Source organism: Streptomyces sp. NPDC093089 (assembly GCF_044754405.1).
Taxonomy (GTDB): Bacteria; Actinomycetota; Actinomycetes; order Streptomycetales; family Streptomycetaceae; genus Streptomyces.
Genome location: NZ_JBIVPA010000001.1, coordinates 77,310 through 103,476, shown reverse-complemented (window position 1 = coordinate 103,476; position 26,167 = coordinate 77,310). Strand labels below are relative to the sequence as shown.

Here is a 26,167-nt window from a genome sequence, read left to right as displayed (position 1 = left end):
CTCACGCCGCCGGGGACGGTCTCACGCCGCCGGCGGCAGGCGCGTGCCGTCGAGGAGCTGGAGGTCCAGGCGGCTGAGGTGGTCCGCGTCGGCCAGGAGGTCGACGGAGGTGATCAGGTCGTGGAGGACGGTGAAGCCGAGGACGGCGGTGGTGTCGCCGCTCCCCGCCGGGTCGCCCTCGACCAGGCCCGCCATGCCGTCCACCAGGGCGGGACGCGCCGCGCGCGCGTGCCGGGCGACGGGCCGGGCGACCGCCGGGGCCCCGTGCGCCGCGGCCGTCCCGGCACGGACGGCGGCGGCGTCGGCGCGAAGCACCACGTCCGGGTCGAGCAGGGCGAGGAGGCCGTCGAGGTCGCCGTTGCGGGCGGCCGTCAGGAGGGCCGCGACGACCTCGCGGCCGCGGTCGGGATCGGGGTGCGGCATCTCCTCCGCGCCGCCCACCCGGTGCCGGGCCCGGCCGGCCAGCTGGCGGGCGGCGGACGGGGAGCGGTCCAGGATCCCGGCGATCTCCTCGTAGGGCTCGGCGAACAGGTCGTGGAGGACGTACGCCAGCCGTTCGGAGGGTGTCAGGCCGTCCAGGACCTGCGGGAGGTCCGGGGCGGTGGAGTCGCGGTCGGCGGCGAGGAGGGCCCGCCGGCCGGGGTCGGAGGCCTCCTCGGGCCGGTCCGGCCGGTGCGGCGGGCGGACGGCCCAGGGGTCCCAGGGGTCCCAGGGTTTCCCCCGGTGGGTCTCGCGGGCCCGGAGCCGCTCCAGGCAGACCCGGGCGACGATCTCGGTCGGCGGGTCGCCGCGCCGCACCGAGGCCCGTACCGCCTCCCGTGCCGCGCGCAGCACCGCCTCCCGTACGGCGTCGTCGGCCTCGTCGAACGTGCCGAGCAGGCGGTACGCGACGGCCCGCAGCCGCTGCCGCTCCTCCTCGAAGCGGGCGGCGACGGCCCGGTCGTCCCTGTCGTGCGTGTCGTCATCCACGGGGTGTGACCTCCGCGACGCGGGGTGCGGCCGCCGTCGGTGCCCCGGCGGCGGCCCTGGGTTCGCCCGGCGTCAGTCGCCGTGTCCGGTGCCCCCGCTGCCGAAGCCACCGCTGGAGATCCCGCCCCACTTGCGCTTCTCCTCGCTGGGCGGGTCGGGCGAGCTCTCCGTACCGCCGGATCCCTTCAGCTGGTACGGCATGAGCCGGTGCTCGCCGTCGTTCTGCGGCATCTCCTCGGCCCTGCGGTATTCGGACGCCTCGCCCGGCAGGGCGCCGGTGTCGGGCCGGTGCGGCTGCTCGTCTGGCTTGGGTGGCGCGGATTCGCGGTCCCGGACGCGGAAACCGAGCCAGACCGCGCCGATGAGTACGGCGACGACGACCAGTCCGCCGAGAACCTGTCCAAGCCCTGACTGCCAAACCCCAGCGGCCAGGATCTCTGCTGCGCTGAGAGTGTTCATACCTTCAGGATTACCCGATTCCGCTTATTCGGATACGTCGGGCGGGAGATCCCCTCGGAATTCGTCCGTGTCCCCCTGAAACATTTATCCGACCCCATCGCGTCAATGAGGTGTACGGCGACCACACCACGTGACCACGAGGGAAGGGAGGGGCATGAGAAAGTCCCGCGCGGACGAGTTCCTGGAGTTCGCCTCCGCACGCACGGGGCACCTCTTTCGGTCCGCCTGCCTGCTGACCAGCGGCGACACCCACCTCGCCGAGGACCTCACCCAGGAGACCCTCGGCCGGATGTACGCGCTGTGGGGGCGCATGGCCCGGATCGGCAACCCCGCCGCGTACGCCCAGACCGTACTGGTGCGCACCTTCCTCAGCCACCAGCGGCGACGGTCCGCCACCGAGCGCCCGCTCGGCGAGCTGCCGGACCGCGCCCCCGACGACGGCGAGGACCCCGCGCTCCGGATCGCCCTGCTCGACGCGCTGGCCGGACTCGCACCCAAGGACCGGGCGGTCGTGGTGCTGCGGTACTGGGAGGACCGCAGCATCGAGGAGACCGCCGACGCCCTGCACGTCAGCTCCGCCGCGGTCCGCACCCGCTCGGTACGGGCGCTGGCGAAGCTGCGGGAACGACTCGGCGGCAACATCGCCGAGTTCGCCGCCCGCTGACCGCCGCCGGCTGCCGGTTGACCACCGCCCGCCATCCGCAGACGCAGACGCAGACCGTCGCCCATCGGCGACTGACCACTGGACTTCTTCACCCACGAACCGGAGACGGTGATTTCGGCATGCCTCAGAACGACGATTCCCAGCACGAAGGCTTCGAGGAGGAACTCGGCGCCGTCCTGCGCCGAGCCGGCGACGGCTTCTCCGTCGAGGGCCGCGGCGAGCTCGTCGCGGGCGGGCTCTCCCGCGGCCGGCGCCGCCTCGTGCGCCGCCGCCTCGCGGTGACGGGCGGCGCCCTCGCGCTCGCCGCCGTCGGCGTCGGCGGCGTGTACGGGGGATCCCTGGTCGGATCCGGCGGACAGGCGACGACCGCCTCCGTGGCCGCCGCCCCCAAGCCGACCGAAGCCCCCGGCACCGCGTCCGCCGTCCCCGACCCGAAGAGGGCCGCGCAGCCGCAGATCCCCGTCAAGGACATCGCCGCCGTCCTCAAGGCCCACGCCCCGGCCGGGAAGTGGGAGATCGCCGACCTCGACGGCAAGGGCAACGCGGCCGGCGGCGTCTACGACGACGGCCGCGGCAAGGCGGCCGTCTCCGTCGGCCTCTACCGCGCCTCCGGCGGCGGCGAGGGGGGATCGAACCAGGTCACCTGCCCGAGCCAGGCCTTCGTCCCGTACGACGCCTGCACCGAGGAGCGGCTGCCGAACGGCGCCCGACTGATGGTCTTCCAGGGGTACGAGTACCCCGACAAGCGCGAGGAGACCAAGTCCTGGCGTGCGGTCCTGCTCACCAAGGACGGCTTCCTGGTCGACGCGAGAGAGTACAACGCGGCCGCCGAGAAGGGCGCCGCCATCAGCCGGGAGAACCCGCCGTTCACCCCGGCCCAGCTGAAGGCCCTCGTCACCACCGACGCCTGGCGTCCGCTGCTCAAGCAGCTGCCCCAGCTGCCCCCGGCCAACGTCGCCCCGGCCAACGTCGCCCCGGGCAAGGTCGCCCAGCGGCACACCGAGCCGGTCGGCGACTCGGTCCGGGCCACCCTGCGCTCCCTCCTGCCCAAGGGCCTCGAAGTCACGGACAAGGGCGGCAGCGGCGAGTTCGCCTACGTCGTCGTCGACGACGGCAACGGCAAGAGCCTCGTCCAGATCAACGTCCAGGCGAACATGAAGAACTCCCTCGACGACCTCTTCGGCTCCGGCGACGTCACCACGCTGCCCGACGGCCGCAAGGTCAAGCTCACCCAGCAGCCCGGCGAGAAGGGCGGCGCCGGCGTCGTCTGGTGGACCGCCGACACCATCACCCCGGCCGGCTTCCGGGTCGTCGTCTCCGCCTTCAACACCGGCGCCCAGCACGAGGCCGCCACGCGCGCCGAGCCCGCGCTGACCCTCGCCCAGCTGAAGGAGATCGCCCTGAACCCGAAGTGGCAGAAGCTCCCCCGCAAGTAGGCCGCTCCGCACGGGGAGAGGGGCGGCGGGGCGACCCGTCGCCCCGGGGGCCCGTCGCCCCGGGGGCCCGTCGCCCCGGGGGCCCGGGGCCCGGGTTCGCCCACTCGGCTGTGCTCGCCCACTCGGCGTCCGAGGAGCGTTCGGCGTCGTGGCTACTCGGCGTCCGAGGAGCGCTGGACGCCGGGGGCTACTTGGCGTCCGAGTAGCGCTCGACCGTGGCCGTCGTGAACGGGAACTGCACCGGCGTCTCGCCGAACGCGATCCGCCCCGCCTCGTCCCCCGCCGCCCGGATCGCCTCCGTGACCGCCCCGGCCTCCTCCGCCGGGCAGTGCACGATCACCTCGTCGTGCTGGAAGAACACCAGCTCCGCCTGCATCCCGGAGAGGGAGCGCCGCAGCGCCGCCAGCATCAGCAGGGCCCAGTCGGCGGCGCTGCCCTGCACGACGAAGTTACGGGTGAACCGGCCGCGCGCCCGGGCGTTCCCGGAGGCGTAGCCCGGGACGAACTCGCCGCTCTCCGCCTCCGGTTCGCCGGATTCCTGCGGCAGTCCCGCCTCGTCGTCGTCGCCCGAGCCGACCGCGCGCGGACTTGTCCTGCCCAGCCACGTCCGGACCAGCCGGCCCTCCTCGCCCGCCTTCGCCGCCTCGTCGACATAGGCCACCGCACGCGGGAAGCGGCGCCGCAGCGCCGCCAGGTTCTTCAGGCCGTCACCGCTGGTCTGCCCGTAGACCGCGCCGAGCAGCGCCAGCTTCGCGTGGGCGCGGTCGCCGGAGAAGGCCCGGTCCGAGAGCCGGGTGTACAGGTCGCCGGGGTGCCCCGCCACCTCCATCAGACCCGGGTCGCGGGAGATCGCGGCGAGCACGCGCGGCTCCATCTGGTCGGCGTCCGCCACCACGAGCCGCCAGCCCTCGTCGGCGACCACGGCCTGCCGGATCACCTTCGGGATCTGCAGCGCCCCGCCGCCGTTCGTCGTCCAGCGTCCGCTGACCGTCCCCCCGGGCAGGTACTCCGGCCGGAAGCGGCCGTCCCTGACCCAGTCCGCCAGCCACGACCAGCCGTGCGCCGTCCAGATCCGGTACAGCTTCTTGTACGCGATCAACGGCTCCACCGCCGGGTGGTCCACCTCCTCCAGCTCCCAGCGGCGGGTCGACTTCAACCGCACCCCGGCCTGCGCGAAGGCCTTCACCACGTCGGCCGGCAGATCGGGCCGGACCCGGCGGCCGAACGCCGCCGACACCTCGTCCGCGAGCTCCGCCAGCCGCCGCGGCTCGCCCCCGCCCGCGTACCGCTCGCCCAGCAGCTCGTTCAACAGCTCCCGGTGCACGTCCGCCCGCCACGGCAGCCCCGCCCGGTGCATCTCGGCGGCCACCAGCATCCCCGCCGACTCCGAGGCCGTCAGCAGCCGCATCCGCCCCGGATGCCCGGTCCGGTCGTGCCGGCGCAGCTGCTCCGCGTACACCGCGAGCAAGCCCTCGAACGGTACGGACACCACCGGGCGCGGCTCGAACAGCGAGTCCTGCGAGCCCGGCTCCGCGCTCCGCTGCGGCGGATCCGGCGGCACCGGGGCGTTTCGCAGGCGCGCCCACGCCGCCGCCGCCGAACGTGGCTCCCCGAGCCGCCCCTCGTGCCCCAGCAGCAGCTGCTCGGCGTCCTCCACGTCGTAGCACCGCTCGACCCGCACCCCCGCGGCCAGCAGCCGCGGGTACACCTCCGCCGTCGACCGCCACACCCACCGCGCCACCTCCGGTCGGCGCCGCACCGCCTCGACGAGATCCGGCTCCCACACCACCTCCCCCGCAGGCTCCCCGGCCGCCCCCAGGGGCACCACCCACGCCCCCTCCTCCTCGACCCCCAGTGCCCATCTCTCGCCCATACGTCCGAGTCTGGCACCCCCCACTGACACTCCCAGGGGCGGCGCGAGCGCGGGTCACGGGACCGGCGGGGGATCGGTGCGGGCGTGTGGAGGGCGGGTTCAGGCCGCGGCGTGGAAGAGGGCGGCGGCCTCGCCCCGCGAGTCGACGCCGAGCTTGCCGAGGATGTTGGCGACGTGGAACTTCACGGTGGACTCGCTGATGTGGAGTTCCTCGGCGATCCGCCGGTTGCGGTGCCCGAGCGCCAGGTGCCGGAGGACCTCCACCTCCCGCTCGCCGAGCCCGGCCAGCGGGTGCGCGGCGTCGGCCGGCGCCGAGGGGGTCGCGAGGGGGAGGACGGCGGTGAGCGTGGTGCCCCAACCGGGCACGGCGTCCATGTCGAGGCGGCCGCCGAGGACGTCGAGGCGGTCGCGGATCGTGCCGGCGCCGAGGTCGCAGGCGGCGAGCGCGCCGGCGCCGTCGTCGCGTACGGAGGCGCGGAGTTCGTGCTCGGTGAGCTGCCAGCCGACGTGGACGCGGCGCACGGAGTCCTGTTCGAGGACGACGAGGAGCAGCGAGCGGACGATGGCCCGCGCACTGTGGGCGACGTCCGCGGCGAGGGTACGGGGGGAGTCGGGGGCGCCGAGCTCGAGTCGCACGGTGCTGTGGCGGAGCATGGGCCGCAGTTCGCCGGCGAGCCGCTCGAAGGCGTCCTGGGCGGGCTCCTCGGCGAGTGCCCGGTCGTGCCGCTGGGCCGCCCGCATGTCGATCAGCGCCGAGGCGGCGAGGTCGGTCGCCGTGGCCCGGGCCGTCGTGTCGTCCAGGGCGCGGCTGCGGAGCACGCCGAGCACGCCCGAGAGGGCGGCCGTGTGCGCGGCCGTCAGTTCGGCGATCACGCGCGCGCGGGTGTCGGCCGCGGCCCGCGACCGGGCCAGGGCACCCGGCACGGCCTCCGTCGCGAACCGGTCGAAATGGCTGGTCACCACGTCCCACAAGGCCTGGGCGGCGGCGAGTCCGGCCGCGTCCGCCGGGGCGGTGCCGTCCTCCCGTACGAGCACGAGGAGCGCACCGCGCCGGGTCGCGTGGCTGGTGACGGCGACGACCTCGCGCTCCCGCCCGCCGACCGTCGCCACCCCCTGCCAGGGGCTGCCCGGCACGCCCGCCGTCAGCAGCGGCGCCAGCTCGGAGCCCGTCAGCCCCTCCGTACCGCCGATCGCCTTGAACGGCGAGTGGGCGCAGTGCGTGGACAGTTCGGCCGCGTCCACGTGCGGGACCACGGGCGCGAGGGCCGCGGAAACCCTCGGAAGGATCTCCCCGAGCGGCTGCCGGAGGATCTCGTACGCGGCGGTCAGCGTGAGCGCGTCCATGCGGTCCAGCCTATTCACGGGCGACCGGACGGGGCCGGTCTTTCGGCCAGGTGGGACTGGCCGTTGGGAGGGCGGGGGCGGGGTGCGTGCGGGCGCAGGATGAAGGCATCGGAGAGCGGAAGCCAGTTCCGAGGACATCCCGACGACGAGCAGAGCAGCACGAGCAGAGCAGTAACGAGTAGCGGTGGAGGCTGAGATGGAAGCGATCGTGTACGAGGAGTTCGGTGGCCCCGAGGTGCTGCGCCACGCGACCGGAGTCGCCGTACCGGAGCCCGGCCCCGGCGAGGTCCGCGTGAAGGTCGCCGCGGTCGGGATCAACCCGGTGGACTGGAAGCGCCGTTACGGCTGGGTCGAGGCGTTCTACCCGACGACCTTCCCCGCCGTCCCCGGCCTCGAGTTCGCCGGCACCGTCGACGCCCTCGGCGAGGGCGTCACCGACCTCGCCGTCGGCGACGAGGTCCTCGGCTGGACCAAGACCGGCGCCTACGCCGAGTACGCCATCGCCGGCACCGTCGCCCCCAAGCCCGCCGGTCTCTCCTGGGAGGCCGCCGCGAGCCTCCCGGTGGCGGGCGAGACCGCGCAGCGGGTCCTCGACCTGATCGGCGCCCGGGAGGGCGAGACGCTGTTCCTCCACGGCGCCGCCGGCGTCGTCGGCTCGGTCGCCGTCCAACTCGCCGTCGCCGCCGGGATCGCGGTCGTCGGCAGTGCCTCCGAGTCCAACCACGCGTACCTGCGCGAGCTCGGCGCGATCCCCGTGGCGTACGGCGACGGCCTCGCCGACCGGGTCAGGGCCGCCGCCCCCGGCGGCGTCGACGCCGTCTTCGACGCCGCCGGCCACGGCGTCCTGCCCGTCGCCATCGACCTCCTCGGCGGAGAGGGAACGGCGGACAAGAACCGGATCGCCACCATCGCCGCCACCGACGCCGAAGAGTTCGGCATCACCTTCTCCGGTGTCTCGGGCGACCCCGACGACGTGCGGCGCGGCCTCACCGCCCACGCCCACCTCGCCGCCGAAGGCACCCTCGCGGTCCGCCTGGCCGACACCCTCCCCCTCAAGGAGGCCGCCCGCGCACAGGAGTTGAGCGAGTCCGGCCACATGCGCGGCAAGCTGGTCCTGATCCCGTAGGGCCACCACTCTCACGGTCGACGAATGAGAAGATCCCTCCGCCGTGACAGCCGAACGTGACGGCTGGACGTGGCAGTCGAACCTGATGGCTGGACGTGGCAGCCGAACCTGATGGCTGGACGTGACGGCTGGACCCCGACCGTGGAAGGCGACGACGATGTACGCGATATCCCTGGGAGACGACGGCGCGGAACTCCGCCCCCTCGAAACCTGGCAGGCCGACGAGTTCCTCGCCCACATGGACCGTGGACGCGACTTCATCGGCGCCCGCAACGGCCTCCCCGACGTCGTCACCGACCTCGAGTCCAGCCGCGCCTTCCTCCGCCTCTACGCCGAGAAGGCCGCCGCCGACACCGGCCGCATCCACGGCATCTGGCTCCACGACACCCTCGTCGGCGCCGTCATCCTCCGCACCCTCGACACCAGGAACGGCACCGCCGAAGCCGGCTGCTGGCTCGAACCCGCCGCCACCGGCCGCGGCCTCGTCACCCGCGCCGCCCACGTCCTCATCGACTGGGCCATCCGCATGCGCGGCATCCACCGCGTCGAATGGATCGTCAACTCCGACAACGCCCCCAGCATCGCCGTTGCCCGCCGCCTCGGCATGACCCTCGACGGCACCCTCCGCCAAAGCGCCCCCTACCGCGGCACCCGCCACGACCAGCAAATCTGGTCCATCCTCGCCCCCGACTGGCCCAAGCCCTAGCCCATACCGGGGCCCGCGAGCCCCCCGCCCAGCCCCTCGCCACGGGCCCGCGCCCCACCGCCCGGGTCGCGGGCCGCGCCCGTGCGGCCGCCGACCCCGTTGTGGGCAATCGTCCGCCAGGGGCGGGCCCACCCCGGCTCGGCCTGGCCCACCTCGGCTCGGCCGGGCCCACCTTGTTGTGGGCAATCGTCCGCCAGGGGCGGGACGGGTGGGCACAACGGACGGCACCCCCAGCCGGGCCCAGGCTTCCGCGCCCGAACCCGCACCCGGTGCACGGCTCACTACCGGTGCGGGTCAGGGCCCAGGGCGCGGCAGCGGGCAGCGGGCGACGGGAGCGCCGGCCCGAGTAGGGGTCGCGGGGGCCGGCCCGCGCGACGGGTGGCGGGGTGCAGCCACTGGTGGGGGCGCGGTGGGGTGGGGCGGTGACCCGGCTCCGACCCTTGTCACCGCCCCGTTGTCCCACCATGGCGGGTCAGCGGGTGAGGCGCCACGCGGGGAGGGCTGAAGAGGCGAGGGCGACGAGGGTGCAGAGGGCGGTGGAGGCGGCGAGCGGGGTGAGGGGGAGGGCGAGGGCGACGGGGGCGGAGAGGGCGGAGAGCGCGGCGGCGAGGGTGCCGAGGACGGCGGCGGTGACGGCGAGGCCGAGGACGGTGCCGATGGCGACGGCGAGCGTCGCCTCGCCCGTGACGGTCCGGAGGATCTGCGCGCGGGTGGCTCCGGCGAGCCGGAGTGAGGCCAGTTCGGGGCCTCGTACGGACGTCGCCATGAGGAGCGTGTTGGCGAGGCCGATGACGGTGTAGAGGAGCGCGATGCCGAGGACGAGGATCATGCCGAGCCGGGTTTGGGGGGTGCTCGTCGGGTGGTTGGCGGCAGCCCAGGCGTCGGCGGTCCGAACCGTCCCGCCGCTCGCCTTGAGGGCCTGCTCCGTCGCCGTATCGCCGCCGCTGCTCGTCTCCGGGCCCTGCTCCACCGCCCTACCGCCGCCGCCGCTGGCTCCCAGGCCCCGCTGTTCCGTCGCCGTATCGCCGTCGGCGCGCGCGTCGATGCGGTCGACGGGGGCGTCGGGGGCGTGGGCGCGGGTGATGTAGGGGCCGTTGTCGCCGGTGCCGAGGGCGAGGACGGCGGCGATGCGGAGGCGTACGGGGCCGGTGCCGTCGGCTCGCCAGACGTCGATGGTCTCGCCGACGCGGTGGTGTGCGAACTCCTCGTTGACGACGATGGAACGGTCGTCCAGGTCGCGGAGGTCGCCGGCGACCACCGGAAGGTGGGCGAGGGCGGCGAAGGCCGCCGGGTCGGTGACCGCGCGGGCGCCGTACTTGACGACGGCTTCGTCGCCGTCCCGGGCGAAGAGGGAGGTGGTCGCGGTGGGGGAGAGCAGGGTTCCGGCCGGTGCGGGCACCGGCCGCAACGCGCTTCCGGTCACGACGTACTGAGCGGTCGTCTGTTGCCGTCCCTCGGTGCCACGCGTATGCGTGACGGTGGTCGCCGAGCCGAAGAGGGTTCCGGCGAGGGCGACGGTGACGAGGACGGGGGCGGCGACGGCGGCGGTGCGGCGGACGGAGGCGGCGCTGTTCTCCCGTACGAGTGTCGCGACCGCGCCGGGGAGCCTGAGGAGCCGGGCCGCGGGGCGGACGAGGAGGGGGGAGAGGAGGGCGACGCCGCCGGTCAGGAGCATCGGGAGGGTGGTGTACGTCTTCCGTTTGAGCAGCTCGGACGGTTCGGTGGCGTAGGTCCAGGCGAGCAGTCCGGCCCCGGCGAGGAGCAGTCCCGTGCCGAGCAGGGCCCGGCCCAGGGGCAGCGTGTCCGTGTCGACGTCCGCGTCGCGCAGTGCGGCCGTCGGGCCCACCTCGCCAGCCCGCCGTGAGGCGGCGACGGCGCCGCAGAGGGCGACCGTCACCCCGGTCCAGAAGGCCGCGTGGAAGGGCCAGCCGGCCCCGCCGGCCCCGCCGATCGTGAACCACGCGGGCGCGAGGCCGCCGTCGACGAGGGTGCGGGCCAGCAGGGGCGCGCCCAGGGCGCCGAGCGCGCACCCGGTGGCCGAGGCGATCACGCCGAGCGCGGCGGCCTCGGCGAGGAGGAGTCGGCGGACCTGCCCGGGGGTGGCTCCGGCGGTCCGCAGCAGTCCGAACTCGCGGCGGCGCAGCGCGACGGCGAACGCGAACGTGGAGGCCACCACGAACACCGAGACGAACGCGGTCACCCCGCCGGCGGTGCCGAGCAGCGCGTTCAGCGCGGTGAGCGCCCGGGCGTCCCGCTCGGGGTCGGGGTCGGCGCGCACCCGGTCGGCGCCGGTGAGGACCTGGGCCCGGTCGCCGACCAGGGCCCTGACCTCGTCGGCCGGCCCGTCGACCCCGACGGCGTCGGGGCTGGTGGCACGAGGGCCGTCGGCGCGAGGGCTGCCGGCGCCCGTGGTCACCGTCCAGCGGGCCCGCAGTTCCCGTAGCACTTCCTTGTCCACAGGCTGTGGACGGTCGAGCGGTAGCGCCACGGACGCGGTTTCGGGACCCCGCAGCACGTCGAGCACCAGCTGGTCCCGGCCCTGCACCACGACCGGCGACGAGGCGAACCGCTGGGGAGAACGCTCGGGCGCGTGAAAGGTGGCGGAGAGGCCGAGTCCCATGGTGGTGAGCAGTCCGACCCCGAGGGCCAGTGCGACGAAGCCGCCGAGGAAGGAGGCCCAGCGGGCCCGGAGCCCGGAGAGGACGACGGTCAGCATGCGGAGCTCCCCACGAGGCCGTCGGTACCGGCCGCAGTCGTCGCCGTTCCCGCCGTCCCGCCTGCTCCGGTTCCGGCGTCCATGCCACCTGTCGGCCCGGCCACCGTCCCTGCCCCCGCTCCCGCTTCCGTCCCTGCTCCCGCTCCCGTCCCCGTCCCTGCCCCCGCTCCCGCTCCCGTCCCTGCTCCCGTCCCCGTCCCTGCTCCCGCTCCCGCTTCGAGCGTCGCCATGCGGGCCGCGACCGTCTCCGCCGTCGGGGCCGGCAGTTCGCCGGCGAGGCGTCCGTCGACGAGGAAGACGACGCGGTCGGCGCGGGCGGCCGCGACGGGGTCGTGGGTGACCATGACGACGGTCTGTCCGTCCCGGTCGACGAGGTCGCGGAGCATGTCGAGGACCTCGCGGCTGGTGGTCGAGTCGAGCGCGCCGGTGGGTTCGTCGCCGAAGAGGACGGCGGGGTGCGTGATCAACGCCCGGGCGATGGCGACGCGTTGCTGCTGTCCGCCGGAGAGTTCGCCGGGGCGGTGCCGTTCGCGTCCGGCGAGGCCCACGCGCGCGAGTGCGTCCCTCACCCGCGTACGGGACGGGCGGCGGCCGGCGAGGCGGAGGGGGAGGGCGACGTTCTGCGCGGCGGTGAGGGAGGGCAGGAGGTTGAAGGACTGGAAGACGAAGCCGATGCGGTCCCGCCGGAGGAGGGTGAGGCGCCGTTCGCTCAGCCCGTCGAGGGCGACGCCGCCGACCTCGACGCTGCCGCTGGTCGGCCGGTCGAGGCCGGCCGCGCACTGGAGGAGGGTGGACTTGCCGGAGCCCGAGGGGCCCATGACGGCGGTGAAGGTCCCGGCGTCGAAGTCGAGGTCGACGCCGTCGAGGGCGCGGACGTCCCGGTGGTGCCGGGTGAGCCCGCGCAGCCGTACGGCGACGGTGGGGGCGGCGGGGGCTGGGGTCGTCGTGGTCATGACTCCAGCGAACCGTTTCGGCCCGCGCGGATCACGACCACTGGCGGGCGTCCGGGGGTATGCCTGGCCCCACCCCTCCGGTACGGACGGGCCGCGCGAGCTCCCGTCCCACCCGTCCGGGTTCCGCGGGAGGCGGTGACGGCTGAGACCATCGTGGTGGGGGCGTGGGACGCGGGAGGCGTGACCGGCGTGAGAGACGTAAGGGATACGAGGGGCGCGGCGTGAGCACCACCACCATCGACAGGGCCTTCGAAGCGCTGTACGCGAGCGACGACGGTTCGCTCGACACGGCGGCGTCGCTGCTCGCCGCCGACCGGGGCGCGGACGGGGAACTGGTCCGGCGCGGCGAGGAGTTCGTCCGCGTGCTGTGGGGACGCGGCTGGCAGCCGGCGGACCTGGTCCGGACGGCCCGCCGCGAGCTGTCGGACGAGCACGTCCGGCTGCTGTGCGGGCTGGTCAGGACGGAGACGGCCGGGTACGGCAGGCTGCCGCACCGCTGGCAGGCGCAGCTCGACGAGCTGGACGGGGCGGCCGTCCGACCGACGGACCGCTTCTCGTACGCGACGACCGTCCTGGAGCTGTACCGGCTCCTGGTCCGGCTGCCGCGCCTGGACGCGGTGGGCCCGGTCCCGGGCGACGTCCTGCCGCCGGCGGCGGTCGGTGAACCCCGGATGCTCACGCGGATCCGGGCACTGCTCGCGAAGGCGGAGGCGACCGGGTATCCGGAGGAGGCGGAGGCGCTGACGGCCAAGGCCCAGGAGCTGATGGCCCGGCACAGCCTGGACGAGGCGACGCTTGCGGCGGGTGCGCCGTCCCCGGAGACGCCCGGGGCGATCCGGATCGGGGTGGAGCCGCCGTACGAGCAGGCGAAGGCGATCCTGCTCGACGCGGTCGCCACGGCGAACCACTGCCGGGCCGTGTGGAACGAGGCGTACGGCTTCTCGACGGTGGTCGGTTTCGAGGCGGACCTGGACCCGGTCGAGCTGCTGTACACGTCGCTGCTCGTCCAGGGGACGGCGGCGATGACGCGGGCGGAGGCGGAGCAGAGGGCGGGCGGCCGCAAGCGTACGAAGTCCTTCCGGCAGTCGTTCCTGCTCGCGTACGCCAACCGGCTGGGCGCCCGGCTGGCCTCGACGTCCCGCCGTGTCGCCTCCGAGGCTCCGTCGCTGCTGCCGGCCCTGGCCTCCCGAGACCTCGCGGTCACCAGCCGCACCGACGAGCTCTTCCCCGAGACCCGCACCACGCGCGTGCGTGCCGCCTGGGACGAGGACGGCTGGAACCACGGCTCCTCGGCCGCCGACCGGGCCGGGCTGCACCCGGACCGCGCTTCCCTGCGGGACCGGCCGGAGGCGTAGCCGATGAGGTGACCGATGGGGTAAATGTCGGTTTGGTGGGGGATCGCGGATACGCTCGGCGCATGAGCTGGCTCCGGGCGTTGAAGGCGACCTCCCGCTCGGGGCTCACCGTGGAGCGGCGGCCGCTGGAGCCCGCCATCGCGGCGCGGGGCGCGCTGGGGCTGGCGCTGGTCGTGGGCTTCTCGCTCGCGCTGTTCGGCCCGGCGGTCGCCGCGTCGTCGGCCTTCGGGGCGTTCCAGGCGGCCATCGCCACGTTCCAGCGTTCGTGGCGCCCCCGGCCCACCCTCGCCCTCGCGTCCGGGGCGAGCCTCGCCGTGTCGACGTTCCTCGGCTACCTCACCGGCGCGCACGAGGTGCTGTTCCTGGCGCTGCTGCTCTCCTGGACGTTCCTCTCGGGCCTGGCCTGGGCCGCGGGGCCGACCGCCGGGATCATCGCCTCGTCCAACGTGGCGATCATGCTGGTGACGGTCACGCTCCCCACGTCCGTCGCCACGGCCGCCGGCCACGCCGCCGTGATCTTCGCGGGCGGCGTCGTGCAGGCCGCGCTGGTCGTGCTCCTCCCGGTACGCCGCTGGGGCGCGCAGCGCGACGCCCTGGCGGACGCGCTGGCCGCGGAGGCGGACTACGCCCGCCGCCTCCGCCACGACCCGGTCGCGCCCTTCGAGCCGGTACCGCTGATGACGGCCCGCAGCGCCGCCGCCGTCACGCCCCGCCAGGCCCGCCGCCGCCCGGCGGAGCTCCACGGCGCGCGCGGGCTCGCCGAGCGCATCCGCCCGGTGCTCGCCTCGCTGGCCGACCCGGCGGTCGGGGTCCCGGAGGAGGGGCCGCAGCGGGACCGGGTACGGGAGCTGCTCGCCGCCGCGGGCGCGCTCCTGGACGCCGCCGCCCACGCCATCCGCCACGGCGAACCGGTCGTGCTCCCCCCGCCCGCCGTCGCCGCGCTCCGCACCCCCGACACGGGCGCCATCCTCTCCGGCCCCTCCCGCCGCGCCGCCCACCGGCTCGCCGCCCTCCTCGGCGACGTCGTGGAGACGGCGGATCCGCGCACGGAGACGTCCCCGGGGGAAGCCCCGGCGCCACCGCCGGACAAAGCGACCACCGGGGCCGCGGGGGCCACCACGACCCCAGCGGTCGCAGGGGCCACCACGACCCCCGCGCCCACCACGACCCCCGCACCCCCCGCGCCCTCGGCGGCCAGGCCGCCCGCCCGTGCCTCCCGGACCCGTCCTCCCCTCGTCCGGCTGGTGCCGATCGTGGTGGCGAACATGCGCGCCGAGCTGCGTCCCGACTCGCCGATCCTGCGCCACGCGGTGCGGGTCTCGGTGGTCACGGCGGCCGGCTACCTGCTGGGGGCGGTACTGCCGTTCGGGCACGGCTACTGGGCGCCGATGGCCTCGGTGATGGTGATGCGGCCGGACTTCTCGCAGACGTACGCGCGCTCGGTGGCCCGGTTCGGGGGCACGCTCGTCGGGGTGGCGCTGGCGACGGCGGTGGTGCAGTGGGCGCACCCGGGCACGTACCTGCTGGCGGCGCTGGCCGTGCTGAGCGCGTTCGGGATGTACCTGCTGATCCGGACGGGGTACGCGGCCGGCCAGGTCTGCGTCTCCGCGTACGTCGTCTTCCTGCTGGGCATGGACGGCGCGGGGGTCACGCAGACCGTGCGGGACCGGGTGCTCCTGACCCTCGTCGGCGGGCTCCTCGCGATGCTGGCGTACGCCGTCTACCCGGCCTGGGAGACGCCCCGGCTGCGCGGCCGGCTCGCGGACTGGCTGGCGGCGGTGGGCCGGTACGCGGCCGTCGTCACCGCGCGGTACGCCGACCCGGTCGGTCCCGTCTGCCCCGACGTCCGGGAGGCGGTCCTGGACACCCGCGCGGCCAGGGTGGCCTGGCAGGAGGCCCTGGAGCGGGCGACCCACGAGCCGGTGCGCCACCGGGGCCTGTCGCACGCGGCGGCGGAGCAGGCCGAGCACGCCCTCGCCGAGTTCGGCCGGGTGGCGATGCTCATGGAGGCGCACCTGCCGGAGCGCGGGGCGCCGCCCGTGCCCGCCGCCGCGACGCTGGCGGAGTCCCTGCACCGGTCGACGGAGCGGGGCGCGAAGCAGGTGCGGGAGCGCAAGGAGCCCCAGTGGGACGACCTGCGCGAGACGGTGACCGCCTGGTCCGCCGATCCACCGGACCACTTCCTCCTCCACAAGGGCGCGGTGCTCCTCCTGGACGCCCTGGACGAGGTCGCGGTGGCCCTGACGGACTCCAGGCACGCGCGATAGGGAGCCCGCCGGCGATGGAGCGGAGGCTCGCGAGGGTGACCCAGCTCTCCTCCAGGCTATTGGCAATGGATCCCATTTTCATTTACCCTCGCCTCCATGGCACGCAACGAGCTCCGACCCGTCATCAAGATCCGGTCCACCGCCGGCACCGGATTCACCTACGTCACCCGCAAGAACCGGCGCAACGACCCCGACCGCCTCACCCTGCGCAAGTTCGACCCGGTCGCCGGCCGGCACGTCGACTTCCGAGAGGAGCGCTGACCCGGCGCCCGGGATCGGGCGCCGTAGGATCGCGAGCGGGCCGCGCGGGGAACCGTACGGCCCGTCAGGAACGTCTGATCAGGGGAACTTGGCCCGAAGGCGGCAGCGGCACGCTGTGTCGCGTAGCCACTACGCCACCCCTCGTGCACGTGCATCTGCTCATGCATGGGCATGTGAACACAGCTATGATCCGAGGAAGTTGACACCTGCACCAAGCAACTCGGGGAGCTACCAGTGCACCATGCGCATCGCGCGTACAACGGCATGGCTGCCACGGAGCTGTCCGGTGTCGTGTGGCAGAAGAGCAGGCACAGCAACTCCCAGGGATCCTGTGTCGAGTTCGCCAAACTCCCGGGGGGAAACGTTGCCGTGCGCAACTCGCGCCACCCCGAGGGTCCCGCGCTCGTCTACACGCCCGCGGAGATAGAGGCGCTCCTGCTGGGCGTCAAGGACGGGGAGTTCGACCACCTCGTGTGACTGTGGGAACTCTAGTTCGAAAAGCGCGGAAGGTGCACGGAAGGCGTGCGGCAGGCGCGCGGAAGACATGCGGAAGGGCCCCGGCGGTGTGCGCCGGGGCCCTTCCCCTTCTCTGTCTCTGCCGCTTCTCTGTCTCTCCCGCGGCGGCGCCGCTACTCCGGACCGATCCGGAACAGCGCCCACACCACCTTGCCCTGGAGCGTGCCGGCGAGGGGGTGCCACCCCCAGCTGTCGCTGAACGAGTCCACCAGGAACAGTCCGCGCCCCGACTCGGCGGAGAAGTCCTCCTCGCCGCCGCGCGCCTCCGGGCTTTCCCTGCTGGGGTCGCGCACGGCGCACACCAGGCGCGAGGCCCAGCGCATGAGGTGCAGCCTGACCGGCGGGTTCTGGCCTTCTTCCGGGGGTGCTTCGGTGGGTACGGCGTGGCGCAGCGCGTTGGTCACGAGCTCGGAGACGACCAGGGCCACGTCGTCGAAGCGCTCGGTCAGCTCCCAGCGGTCGAGCGTCGCGCTGGTGAACTTCCGGGCCCCGCGCACGGCTTCGTACCGGGCGGGCAGGGCGCAGGACGCGGAGGTGGAGACGGCGCCGGGATCGAGCGGCGGTAGGCCCTGCCGTAACGGCTCGAGCACGGTCGATCCATTCGTCCCCATGCGAGGCACTCCCGGGAATCGCGACTGTGGTGCGACAACACGAACGAGTACGCGGCTGCGCGGGGTCCATGGTTCCGAATGCGACCACTGGATGCAAGGGCAGATGCACGTGCACGCGCCGGACCTGTCCGTCCCCGTGCGGAATCTGTGCATAAGTCGTCCGCTCGACGGAGGGAACTTTCCACCATGTGCGCGCCGTGTGCCCGCGAGTGCCCGGATCTCGCCGCCTTTCCGTAATCGAATGTGTACGCGCTGAAGCGTTTGGTGGCAGAATCCGGGGCTCGACGGGGGCTCGACACCGTAAATGGGGAGGCTGGGAGCCGTGACCGCAGGCGAATCGAGCGGAGCGAGCGGGAGCGTGGTGCGGCGCATCCTGCTGGGCTCCCAGCTGAGGCGGTTGCGCGAGTCGCGCGGCATCACCCGCGAGGCGGCCGGCTATTCGATCCGGGCATCCGAATCCAAGATCAGCCGTATGGAGTTGGGGCGGGTGAGCTTCAAGGCCAGGGACGTCGAGGACCTGCTCACGCTGTACGGGGTCGGGGACGAGGCCGAGCGCGGCTCGCTCCTCGGACTCGCCCGCGAGGCCAACGTCGCCGGGTGGTGGCACAGCTTCGGCGACGTCCTGCCGGGCTGGTTCCAGACGTACATCGGCCTGGAAGGCGCCGCCTCCCTCATCCGCGTCTACGAAGTCCAGTTCGTCCACGGCCTGCTGCAGACCGAGGCGTACGCCCAGGCCGTCGTCACCCGGGGCATGCCCGACGCCCCGCGCGCCGAGATCGACCGCCGGGTCGCGCTGCGCCTGGAGCGCCAGAAGGTGCTCGTCTCCGAGCGCGCCCCGCAGTTCCACGCCGTGCTCGACGAGGCCGCGCTGCGCCGCCCGTACGGCGACCGGGCCGTCATGCAGGGGCAGTTGAGGCATCTCATCGAGATCTCCGAGCACCCCGGCGTCACCCTCCAGGTGATGCCCTTCAGCTTCGGCGGCCACGCGGGCGAGAGCGGCGCCTTCACGATGCTGAGCTTCCCCGAGTCCGACCTCTCCGACATCGTCTACCTGGAGCAGCTCACCAGCGCCCTCTACCTCGACAAGCGCGAGGAGGTCGCCCAGTACCAGCGGGTGATGGAGAAACTGCAGAAGGACGGTCCGGATCCGGCCGAAAGCCGGGACCTTCTCCGGGGTCTCCTCCAACTCTCCTGATACATCAGTACGATGACGCCACATCAGTCGCACTGCAGGTAGCGGGTAGAGGGGTCTCCACCATGTCGCACTTCACCGACCTGGCCCACCAGTACATCGACGGCGAGTGGAAGCCGGGCAGCGGCTCGTGGGACATCATCGACTTCAACCCGTACACCGGGGAGAAGCTCGCGTCGATCACCGTCGCCACCGCCGACGAGGTCGACCGCGCCTACCGGGCCGCCGAGCGCGCCCAGGCCGAGTGGGCCGAGACCAACCCGTACGCGCGCCGGCTCGTCTTCGAGCGCGCGCTGCGGATCGTCGAGGACCGCGAGGAGGAGATCGCCGAGACGATCGTCGCCGAGCTCGGCGGCACCCGCCTCAAGGCGGCCTTCGAGCTCCACCTCGCCAAGGAGTTCCTGCGCGAGGCGATACAGCTGGCGCTGCGCCCCGAGGGCCGCATCCTGCCCTCGCCGGTCGACGGCAAGGAGAACCGCGTCTACCGCGTCCCGGTCGGCGTCGTCGGCGTCATCTCCCCCTTCAACTTCCCCTTTCTCCTGTCGATCAAGTCGGTCGCACCCGCGCTCGCGCTCGGCAACGCGGTCGTCCTCAAGCCGCACCAGAACACCCCGATCTGCGGCGGCACCCTCGTCGCCAAGGTCCTGGAGGAGGCCGGCCTGCCGGCCGGGCTGCTGAACGTCGTCGTCACCGACATCGCCGAGATCGGCGACGCGCTCCTGACCCACCCGGTCCCGAAGGTCATCTCCTTCACCGGCTCCGACAAGGTCGGCCGCCACGTCGCCACGGTCTGCGCGCAGAACTTCAAGCACGCCGTCCTCGAACTCGGCGGCAACAGCGCCCTGATCGTCCTGGAGGACGCCGACGTCGACTACGCGGTCGACGCGGCCGTCTTCAGCCGCTTCGTGCACCAGGGCCAGGTCTGCATGGCCGCCAACCGCATCCTGGTGGACCGCACGCTGGAGGAGGAGTTCACCGAGAAGTTCGTGGCGAAGGTGAAGACCCTGCGCGTCGGCGACCCGGCCGACCCCGCCACCCACATCGGCCCGCTCATCAACTCCCAGCAGGCGGAGTCCGTCTCCTCGCTCGTCGACCAGACGGTGGCGGCCGGCGCCACGGCCCTGCTGCACGGCACGGTCGACGGCAACCTCGTCTCCCCGTCCGTCCTCACCGGCCTCGCCGCCGACTCCCCGGTCCTCGGCCAGGAGATCTTCGGCCCGGTCGCCCTCATCGTCCCCTTCGACGGCGAGGAGGAGGCCGTCCGGATCGCCAACGACACCCCGTACGGGCTCAGCGGTGCCGTCCACACCGGGGACGTCGAGCGGGGCGTACGGGTTGCCAAGCGCATCCACACCGGCATGATCCACATCAACGACGGCACCGTGCACGACGAGCCGATCGTGCCCTTCGGCGGCGAGAAGCACTCGGGCATCGGGCGCCTCAACGGCGACGCGATGGTCGACTCGTTCACCACCCAGAAGTGGATCTCGATCCAGCACGGCCGCAGCCGCTTCCCGTTCTGATCCGGGACGGACGAACCCGGGACGGACGAACCCGGGACGGACGAACCCGGGACAGACGAACCCGGGACGAGTTTCCCTTGCGGACAGAAGCTGTCCGCAAGGGTCCATAGCGTGGTCCGTGTCGAAAGAAGCCACGACCACGTAAGGCGGACAGCATGGTTGCCCTTGTTCCCATCGAGGCCCCCGGTGACGAGCGCGGCGCGTTCCTCAACTTCATCGAGGAGCAGCGAGCGGCGCTCCGCCGCTCCGTCCGCGGACTCACCGAGGAGCAGGCGGCCGGGCGCCCCAGCGCCAGCGAGCTCAGCCTGTCCGGCCTGATCAAGCACGTCGCCGAGGTCGAGCTGAACTGGCTCCGCCTCGCGCAGCAGCGGCCGAACGAGCGCCGGCGCACCCAGGACACCTGGGGCGACGGCTTCCGGCTCGTCGAGGACGAGACGATCCCGGAGGCCATCGCCTTCTGGGCGGGCGTGGCCAAGGAGACCGAGGACTTCGTCCGCTCCGTGCCGAGCCTGGACGAGACCTTCCCGCTGCCCGAGGCGCCCTGGTTCCCGAAGGGCGGACGGGTGTCGATCCGCTGGATGCTGCTCCACCTCGTCCAGGAGACGGGCCGGCACGCCGGGCACGCGGACATCATCCGCGAGTCCCTCGACGGCAAGGGCTCCTTCGCGCTGATCGCGGAGGAGCGCGCCGACCAGGGGGCGTGACGCCCGCGCGTACCCTGGTCGAAATGAACCAGGGAGGTAGGGGGATGTCGGCGATCCGGCTTCTCGTCCTGGGCGCGGTGCGGCAGCACGGCCGCGCCCACGGCTACCAGGTGCGCAACGACCTCGAGTACTGGGGCGCGCACGAGTGGTCCCACGCCAAGCCCGGCTCGATCTACCACGCGCTGAAACAGCTGGCGAAGCAGGGGATGCTGCACGCCCACGAGAGCGCGCCGAGCACGGTCGGCGGTCCGCCGCGCGTCGAGTACGAGCTGACGGAGCGGGGCACCGAGGAGTACTTCGCGCTGCTGCGCGAGGCGCTGACCACGTACGACCAGAAGACGGACGTCCTGTCGGCGGGCATCGGCTTCATCGTCGACCTCCCCCGCGAGGAGGCGGCGGAGCTGCTGCGCCGCCGGGTCCGCGCGCTCGACGAGTGGCGGGCGCGCGTCACGGAGTACTACACCCCCGAGGACGGTCCGGAGCAGCTCGGGCACATCGGCGAGATCATGCACCTGTGGGTTCATTCGGCGGACGCGGGCAAGGCGTGGACGCTCGGCCTGATCGAGCGGATCGAGGGCGGGGCGTACGTGTTCGCGGGCGAGGGCGACCCCTTCGTGGGCGTGCTCGCCGAGGGCGAGGAGAACCCCTTCGCGACCTGACCGGACGCGACCGGGGACCCGCTCATCAAGTTTGACTAGTTGACGCCGAGGGCATACCTTGCTCCGTCGGCGATCACTGGTCAAATTTGACTACGAAGCTTGACCACGAGCTTTCGGGAGGAATCGACATGGCGGCGGAAGCGATCCTCGTACAGGGCGCGCGCAAGCGGTACGGGGGGAAGGACGCCCTGGCCGGCCTCGACCTCACCGTCGGGCGCGGCACCGTCCACGGCCTGCTCGGACCCAACGGCGCGGGCAAGACCACGACCGTACGGATCCTGGCCACGCTGCTGCGCCACGACGAGGGCCTGGTGCGGGTGGCGGGCCACGACGTGCGGACCGAGGCCCGGGAGGTGCGGCGGCGGATCGGACTGCTCGGCCAGCACGCGGCCCTCGACGAGGAGCTGGGCGGACGGCAGAACCTGGAGATGTTCGGCAGACTCCACCACCTGGGCGCCCGCCGCGCCGGGACGCGGGCCGACGAACTCCTGGAGCGCTTCGGCCTCGGCGACACCGGGCGCAAGCCCGTCAAGCGGTACTCCGGCGGCATGCGGCGGCGCCTCGACCTGGCCGCCTCGCTGATCACCGAGCCCGAGGTGCTCTTCCTCGACGAACCGACGACCGGGCTCGACCCGCGCGGCCGCGCCGAGGTCTGGGACGCGGTGCGCTCGCTCGTCGGCGGGGGCACCACGGTGCTGCTGACCACGCAGTACCTGGAGGAGGCCGACCGGCTCGCCGACCGCGTCTCCGTGGTCGACCGCGGGCGGGTCGTCGCCGACGGCACGCCCGACGAGCTCAAGGCGCGGGTCGGCGCGGACCGCATCGACGTGGTCGTCCGCGACGCGGACCGGCTCGACGAAGCGGCCGGCCTGCTGCCGGTGGCGCGCGGCGCGGTGGGCGTCGACACGGACCGGCGGCTCCTCAGCGCGCCCGTACGGGACCGGATGGCCTCGCTCACCGAGACCGTGCGGGCGCTGGGGGCGGCCGGGATCGAGGCGGAGGACATCGCCCTGCGGCGGCCCACGCTGGACGAGGTCTTCCTGCACCTGACGGAGGGGGGAGCGGACCGGGGCGCGGCCCGGCGGACGGAGGGGGAGGCGGGTGCGCCCCCGGACCCGGGCCCGGACTCGAACCCGGGCTCGGACTCGAACCCGGGCTCGGACTCGAACCCGGTCCCGGACTCGAACCCGGGCCCGGACTCGAACCCGGTCCCGGACTCGAACCCGGGCCCGGACTCGGGCCCGGGCGCCTCCCGGCGGACGGAGGTGACGGCATGAGTGCCGCGTACGTGGTGGGCGACTGCTGGACGATGACCCGCAGGGAGCTGGCGCACTGGGCCCGGCAGCCGGTGGCGGTCCTGGTCGGGCTCGCCTTCCCGGTGATGATGCTGCTGATGTTCGGCTATCTGGTCGGCGGCGGGCGGGGCGTCGACGGCGACTACGTCGACTTCCTGGTGCCCGGGATGCTGACGCTGACCATGGTGTTCGGCCTCGAAGGCACCATGACGGCCGTGACGCGGGACCTGGACAAGGGCGTGGTCGACCGCTTCCGCTCCTTGCCGATGGCCGACGGGGCGGTGCTCGTGGGGCGGGCGGCCGCCGACATGCTCCAGTCGACGGTGGGGCTGCTCGTGATGGTCGGCGTCGGGTACGCGATCGGCTGGCGGACGCACGGCGGCCCCGGGAGCACGCTGGGGGCTCTGGGACTGCTGCTCCTGCTGCGGTTCGCGATGCTCTGGATCGGGATCCACCTCGCCCTGGTCGCCGGGCGGGCCGAGCTGGTACAGGCGGTGCAGATCCTGGTCTGGCCCGTCGGCTTCCTCTCCAACGCCTTCGCCTCTCCGGACTCGATGCCGGGCTGGCTCGGCGCGTTCGTGGAGTGGAACCCGATGTCGGCGACGGCGACGGCGGTCCGGGAACTCTTCGGCAACCCGGGCGGCGAACCGGGGCACGTCACGGCCGCGGTGGTGTGGCCGCTGCTCCTGCTGGCGGTCTTCCTCCCGCTGGCGGTACGGAAGTTCGGGCGCCTCGGGAAGTAGCGGCGCGGAAGTGGGAACCCGGAGGCGGCGAGCGGTGTATTGAAAGCAGCGGCCCGTCGCGGGCCGCCCGAGGGAGGACGGGGGGACGTGCGATGCGCAGGCCGGTGGCAGTGGCCGGCGCCGTCGTGGCGCTGGTTCTGGTCGTACTGAGCGGGTGTACGGGGGGTTCGGGTGAGGCCCCGAAGTCGGGGGTGGAGAAGGCTGGTTCGGGCGAGACCTCGAAGTCGGGTGCGGCAAAGGGCGGTTCGGGGGTCCCGGCCGCCGCGGGGGCGTTCGGGGCGCCGCCCCGGATGCCGTCCGGGGAAGGGCTGCCCGGCTGGGCGCACAGCCTGGGGTTCGCGCGGGACGGCAGCGGGTTCGCGCTGCTCGTCGGGTGCGTGAGCGCCGAAGCGGCGCCGGGGAGCGGCTTCTGCCGGCAGCAGGTGGCCGTGCGGGACGCGGGGGCGGAGGAGTGGGTCGTGCGGCGGTCGCCGCTGCCCGAGATACCGGTGTCGCAGGGCGCCTCGGCGAACCTGCTGGCGCTCGGGCCCGGCCGGGCACTGATCGAGGACGGCGGCGGCGGCCGGCCGGAGCGGACCTGGTTCACCCGGGACGGGGGCCGGAGCTGGCACCCCGTGGACCGGCGGACGGTCGGCGAGGTCGCGGGGATACCCGTCGGCGCGGTGCTCGCCACCGAGTGCGCGGCACCGGCCGGGGCCTCGCTCGACGGGTGCGCGCGGGAGCGGCTGGTCGTGGTGTCGCCGCAGGACGGGCGGCGCCGCGCGCTGGCCGGGGCGCCGCTCCTCGGGGCGCACCCGCAGCCCGCGGGGCAGCCGGAGCCCGACGGGTCCTGGTGGGTCTCGGGGACGGATCCGCTGTCCGGGCGGGTGGCCGTCGCCTTCTCCCGGGACGCGGGCCGGAGCTGGACCGTGAGCCGGCTGCCGAGCCCGACGGACCGGCCGGGAGGGCGGGTCGTGGTCGCGGTCGGACCGGACGCGGTGTACGCGGCGGAGCTGGGGGAGCTGACGGGCGGCGAGCCCGTCAAGAACCCGATGAGGGCGCTGCACCGCTCGGTCGACGGCGGTGTCACGTGGCAGCGGACGTGGACCACGGGTCCGAAGAAGGAGCCGCGCACGCTGATGGGGCTGCCGGTGCCGGGCCCGGGCGGCCGGGTGGAGATCGGCGGAGAGCTGTCCGGGTACGCGAGCGTGGACGGCGGCCGTACGTTCGCCGGGCTCGGCGACGGCAGCCACTACGTCCGCCGCACCCCGCTCGGTCTGCTGCGCGAGGAGTCCCGCTGTCGGTACGCGCTGACCGCGGACGGGGTGCGGTGGTCGGAGTTCCGGCTCGCTTGCGGGGACGGGGCCGACTGAGGGCCGGCCCCGGGCCCGGCTCAGTGGTGGAAGGAGGTCGCCGCTTCCGTGTCGGCGTTCAACGGGCCGGACTGGCGGCGTAGTTCGGGAAGGAGTTTGTGCAGGTCCCGGGCGAAGAGGTCGGCGAGGTCGGCGGAGAAGCCGTTGCGGCAGACCACGCGGAGGACGGAGAGGTCCTCCCGGTGGGCGGGGAAGGTGTAGGCGGGGACCAGCCAGCCTTGTTCGCGCATGCGCCGGGAGACGTCGAAGACGTTGTAGGCGGTGACGTCAGGGGTGGTGGTGAAGGCGAAGACGGGCAGTTCGTTCCCGTGGGTGAGGAGGCGGAAGTCGCCCATCGCCTCGATCCGTTCGGCGAGGCCCCGGGCCACGTCCCGGGAGGTCTGCTGCACCGCCCGGTAGCCCTCCCTGCCGAGCCTGAGGAAGGTGTAGTACTGCGCGACGACCTGGGCGCCGGGGCGGGAGAAGTTGAGGGCGAAGGTGGGCATGTCGCCGCCCAGGTAGTTGACGCGGAAGACCAGCTCCTCGGGGAGTTCGTCGGGCGAGCGCCACAGCGCCCAGCCGACGCCCGGGTAGACCAGGCCGTACTTGTGGCCGGAGGTGTTGATCGAGGAGACGCGGGGGAGGCGGAAGTCCCAGACGAGGTCCTCGTCGAGGAAGGGGGCGACCATCGCGCCGGAGGCGCCGTCGACGTGGACGGGGATGTCGAGGCCGGTGCGTTCCTGGAGGGCGTCCAGGGCGGCGCAGATCTCGGCGACCGGCTCGTAGGAGCCGTCGAAGGTGGAGCCGAGGACGGCGACGACGCCGATGGTGTTCTCGTCGCAGAGCGCGGCGGCGGATTCGGCGTCGAGGTGGAAGCGGTCGCCCTCCATGGGGACGAGCCGGGCCTCGACCTCCCAGAAGTTGCAGAACTTCTCCCAGCAGACCTGGACGTTGACGCCCATGATCAGGTTGGGGCGGGCGCTGCCCGGGTAGCGGTCGGCGTTCCGTTTGGCCCAGCGGCGCTTGAGGGCGAGGCCCGCGAGCATGCAGGCCTCGCTGGAGCCGGTGGTGGAGCAGCCGACGGCGGTCGCCGGGTCCGGGACGTTCCACAGGTCGGCGAGCATGGCGACGCAGCGGCGCTCCAGTTCGGCGGTGCGCGGGTACTCGTCCTTGTCGATCATGTTCTTGTCGCGGCACTCGGCCATGAGGACACCGGCCTGGGGCTCCATCCAGGTGGTGACGAAGGTGGCCAGGTTGAGCCGGGAGTTGCCGTCGAGCATCAGCTCGTCGTGGACGAGCTGGTAGGCGCTCATCGGCGGCAGCGGCCCGTCCGGCAGGCGGTGGTGCGGGGGAGCCTCGGTCATGCCGCCGACCGGGTTGGCCTCCCCGTAGAAGGGGTTGAACGAGAGCCGGCGCTCGGGCGGGGAGGGGTGGGGGCCCTGGTGGAGCGGCATGGGGGACTCC

General features: G+C 73.8%; 21 protein-coding genes and 2 pseudogenes. 15 read left to right on the top strand and 8 right to left on the bottom strand.

All coding sequences use genetic code 11. The features are described from left to right. Positions 1-21: 21 nt before the first annotated feature. Both ACIQFX_RS00475 and ACIQFX_RS00470 read right to left on the bottom strand, forming a co-directional pair. Positions 22-969, bottom strand: coding sequence for a sigma factor-like helix-turn-helix DNA-binding protein (locus ACIQFX_RS00475; protein WP_402457090.1), 948 nt, complete (start codon positions 967-969; stop codon positions 22-24). Between the two features lie 72 nt (positions 970-1,041). Then, entirely contained in the window at positions 1,042-1,428 is a 387-nt protein-coding gene (locus ACIQFX_RS00470; RefSeq protein ID WP_402457087.1) for a DUF6479 family protein, read from the bottom strand. Between the two features lie 154 nt (positions 1,429-1,582). Between ACIQFX_RS00470 and ACIQFX_RS00465 the strand changes: the two genes are divergently transcribed. Both ACIQFX_RS00465 and ACIQFX_RS00460 read left to right on the top strand, forming a co-directional pair. Beyond that, positions 1,583-2,092, top strand: a complete 510-nt coding sequence (locus ACIQFX_RS00465; RefSeq protein WP_402457084.1) for a SigE family RNA polymerase sigma factor — start codon at positions 1,583-1,585, stop codon at positions 2,090-2,092. Positions 2,093-2,211: 119 nt separating this feature from the next. Next, a complete protein-coding gene (locus ACIQFX_RS00460; RefSeq protein ID WP_402457081.1) occupies positions 2,212-3,528 on the top strand; it encodes a hypothetical protein in 1,317 nt (438 codons plus the stop codon). Positions 3,529-3,715: 187 nt separating this feature from the next. On the opposite strand, the gene ACIQFX_RS00455 is transcribed toward ACIQFX_RS00460, so the two are convergent. Both ACIQFX_RS00455 and ACIQFX_RS00450 read right to left on the bottom strand, forming a co-directional pair. Continuing rightward, on the bottom strand, positions 3,716-5,401 hold the full coding sequence (locus ACIQFX_RS00455; RefSeq protein WP_402457078.1) for a bifunctional 3'-5' exonuclease/DNA polymerase: 1,686 nt from the start codon (positions 5,399-5,401) through the stop codon (positions 3,716-3,718). Between the two features lie 99 nt (positions 5,402-5,500). After that, the gene (locus ACIQFX_RS00450) at positions 5,501-6,745 is read right to left on the bottom strand and encodes a LuxR C-terminal-related transcriptional regulator (RefSeq protein ID WP_402457075.1); all 1,245 of its coding nucleotides are present in this window, start codon (positions 6,743-6,745) and stop codon (positions 5,501-5,503) included. A 196-nt stretch (positions 6,746-6,941) separates the two neighbouring features. Between ACIQFX_RS00450 and ACIQFX_RS00445 the strand changes: the two genes are divergently transcribed. After that, complete coding sequence (locus ACIQFX_RS00445) at positions 6,942-7,871, top strand: NADP-dependent oxidoreductase (protein WP_402457072.1); 930 nt, start codon at positions 6,942-6,944, stop codon at positions 7,869-7,871. A 157-nt stretch (positions 7,872-8,028) separates the two neighbouring features. Further along, a complete protein-coding gene (locus ACIQFX_RS00440) occupies positions 8,029-8,577 on the top strand; it encodes a GNAT family N-acetyltransferase (RefSeq protein ID WP_402457070.1) in 549 nt (182 codons plus the stop codon). Positions 8,578-9,049: 472 nt separating this feature from the next. On the opposite strand, the gene ACIQFX_RS00435 is transcribed toward ACIQFX_RS00440, so the two are convergent. Both ACIQFX_RS00435 and ACIQFX_RS00430 read right to left on the bottom strand, forming a co-directional pair. Continuing rightward, positions 9,050-11,293: an FtsX-like permease family protein gene (locus ACIQFX_RS00435; protein ID WP_402457067.1), complete on the bottom strand. Its 2,244-nt coding sequence runs from the start codon at positions 11,291-11,293 to the stop codon at positions 9,050-9,052. A gap of 173 nt (positions 11,294-11,466) precedes the next feature. Next, a pseudogene (locus ACIQFX_RS00430) lies at positions 11,467-12,246 on the bottom strand (ABC transporter ATP-binding protein); the annotation flags it as partial. Positions 12,247-12,467: 221 nt separating this feature from the next. Here ACIQFX_RS00430 and ACIQFX_RS00425 point away from each other — a divergent pair. The 4 genes from ACIQFX_RS00425 (at position 12,468) to ACIQFX_RS00410 (ending at position 16,606) form a co-directional block, all read left to right on the top strand. Next, positions 12,468-13,601, top strand: a complete 1,134-nt coding sequence (locus ACIQFX_RS00425) for a DUF2786 domain-containing protein (protein ID WP_402457064.1) — start codon at positions 12,468-12,470, stop codon at positions 13,599-13,601. Between the two features lie 62 nt (positions 13,602-13,663). Continuing rightward, positions 13,664-15,868, top strand: coding sequence for an FUSC family protein (locus ACIQFX_RS00420; RefSeq protein ID WP_402457061.1), 2,205 nt, complete (start codon positions 13,664-13,666; stop codon positions 15,866-15,868). 96 nt (positions 15,869-15,964) lie between these two features. Beyond that, positions 15,965-16,129, top strand: coding sequence for a 50S ribosomal protein L33 (gene rpmG / locus ACIQFX_RS00415; protein WP_402457058.1), 165 nt, complete (start codon positions 15,965-15,967; stop codon positions 16,127-16,129). 264 nt (positions 16,130-16,393) lie between these two features. Further along, the gene (locus ACIQFX_RS00410; RefSeq protein ID WP_376488882.1) at positions 16,394-16,606 is read left to right on the top strand and encodes a DUF397 domain-containing protein; all 213 of its coding nucleotides are present in this window, start codon (positions 16,394-16,396) and stop codon (positions 16,604-16,606) included. Between the two features lie 152 nt (positions 16,607-16,758). Here ACIQFX_RS00410 and ACIQFX_RS00405 read toward each other — a convergent pair whose 3' ends face one another. After that, positions 16,759-17,256 (bottom strand): ATP-binding protein, encoded by a 498-nt coding sequence (locus ACIQFX_RS00405; RefSeq protein WP_402457055.1) that lies wholly within the window; start codon positions 17,254-17,256, stop codon positions 16,759-16,761. Positions 17,257-17,578: 322 nt separating this feature from the next. Between ACIQFX_RS00405 and ACIQFX_RS00400 the strand changes: the two genes are divergently transcribed. The 7 genes and pseudogenes from ACIQFX_RS00400 to ACIQFX_RS00370 all read left to right on the top strand — a co-directional run bounded on the left by ACIQFX_RS00400 (position 17,579) and on the right by ACIQFX_RS00370 (position 24,724). Further along, the gene (locus tag ACIQFX_RS00400; RefSeq protein ID WP_376485253.1) at positions 17,579-18,451 is read left to right on the top strand and encodes a helix-turn-helix domain-containing protein; all 873 of its coding nucleotides are present in this window, start codon (positions 17,579-17,581) and stop codon (positions 18,449-18,451) included. Positions 18,452-18,513: 62 nt separating this feature from the next. Further along, positions 18,514-19,971: an aldehyde dehydrogenase family protein gene (locus ACIQFX_RS00395; protein WP_402457051.1), complete on the top strand. Its 1,458-nt coding sequence runs from the start codon at positions 18,514-18,516 to the stop codon at positions 19,969-19,971. A 155-nt stretch (positions 19,972-20,126) separates the two neighbouring features. Further along, positions 20,127-20,675, top strand: coding sequence for a DinB family protein (locus ACIQFX_RS00390; protein ID WP_402457048.1), 549 nt, complete (start codon positions 20,127-20,129; stop codon positions 20,673-20,675). Positions 20,676-20,719: 44 nt separating this feature from the next. Further along, entirely contained in the window at positions 20,720-21,334 is a 615-nt protein-coding gene (locus ACIQFX_RS00385; protein ID WP_402458526.1) for a PadR family transcriptional regulator, read from the top strand. A 128-nt stretch (positions 21,335-21,462) separates the two neighbouring features. Continuing rightward, positions 21,463-22,395 (top strand): annotated as a pseudogene (locus tag ACIQFX_RS00380) (ATP-binding cassette domain-containing protein); the annotation flags it as partial. Between the two features lie 212 nt (positions 22,396-22,607). Next, on the top strand, positions 22,608-23,372 hold the full coding sequence (locus tag ACIQFX_RS00375) for an ABC transporter permease (RefSeq protein ID WP_402457045.1): 765 nt from the start codon (positions 22,608-22,610) through the stop codon (positions 23,370-23,372). A gap of 92 nt (positions 23,373-23,464) precedes the next feature. After that, positions 23,465-24,724: an exo-alpha-sialidase gene (locus tag ACIQFX_RS00370; protein WP_402457042.1), complete on the top strand. Its 1,260-nt coding sequence runs from the start codon at positions 23,465-23,467 to the stop codon at positions 24,722-24,724. Between the two features lie 20 nt (positions 24,725-24,744). Here the strand turns inward: ACIQFX_RS00370 and ACIQFX_RS00365 are convergent, their stop codons facing one another. Then, entirely contained in the window at positions 24,745-26,157 is a 1,413-nt protein-coding gene (locus ACIQFX_RS00365) for a glutamate decarboxylase (RefSeq protein WP_402457039.1), read from the bottom strand. Between the last annotated feature and the right edge of the window lie 10 nt (positions 26,158-26,167).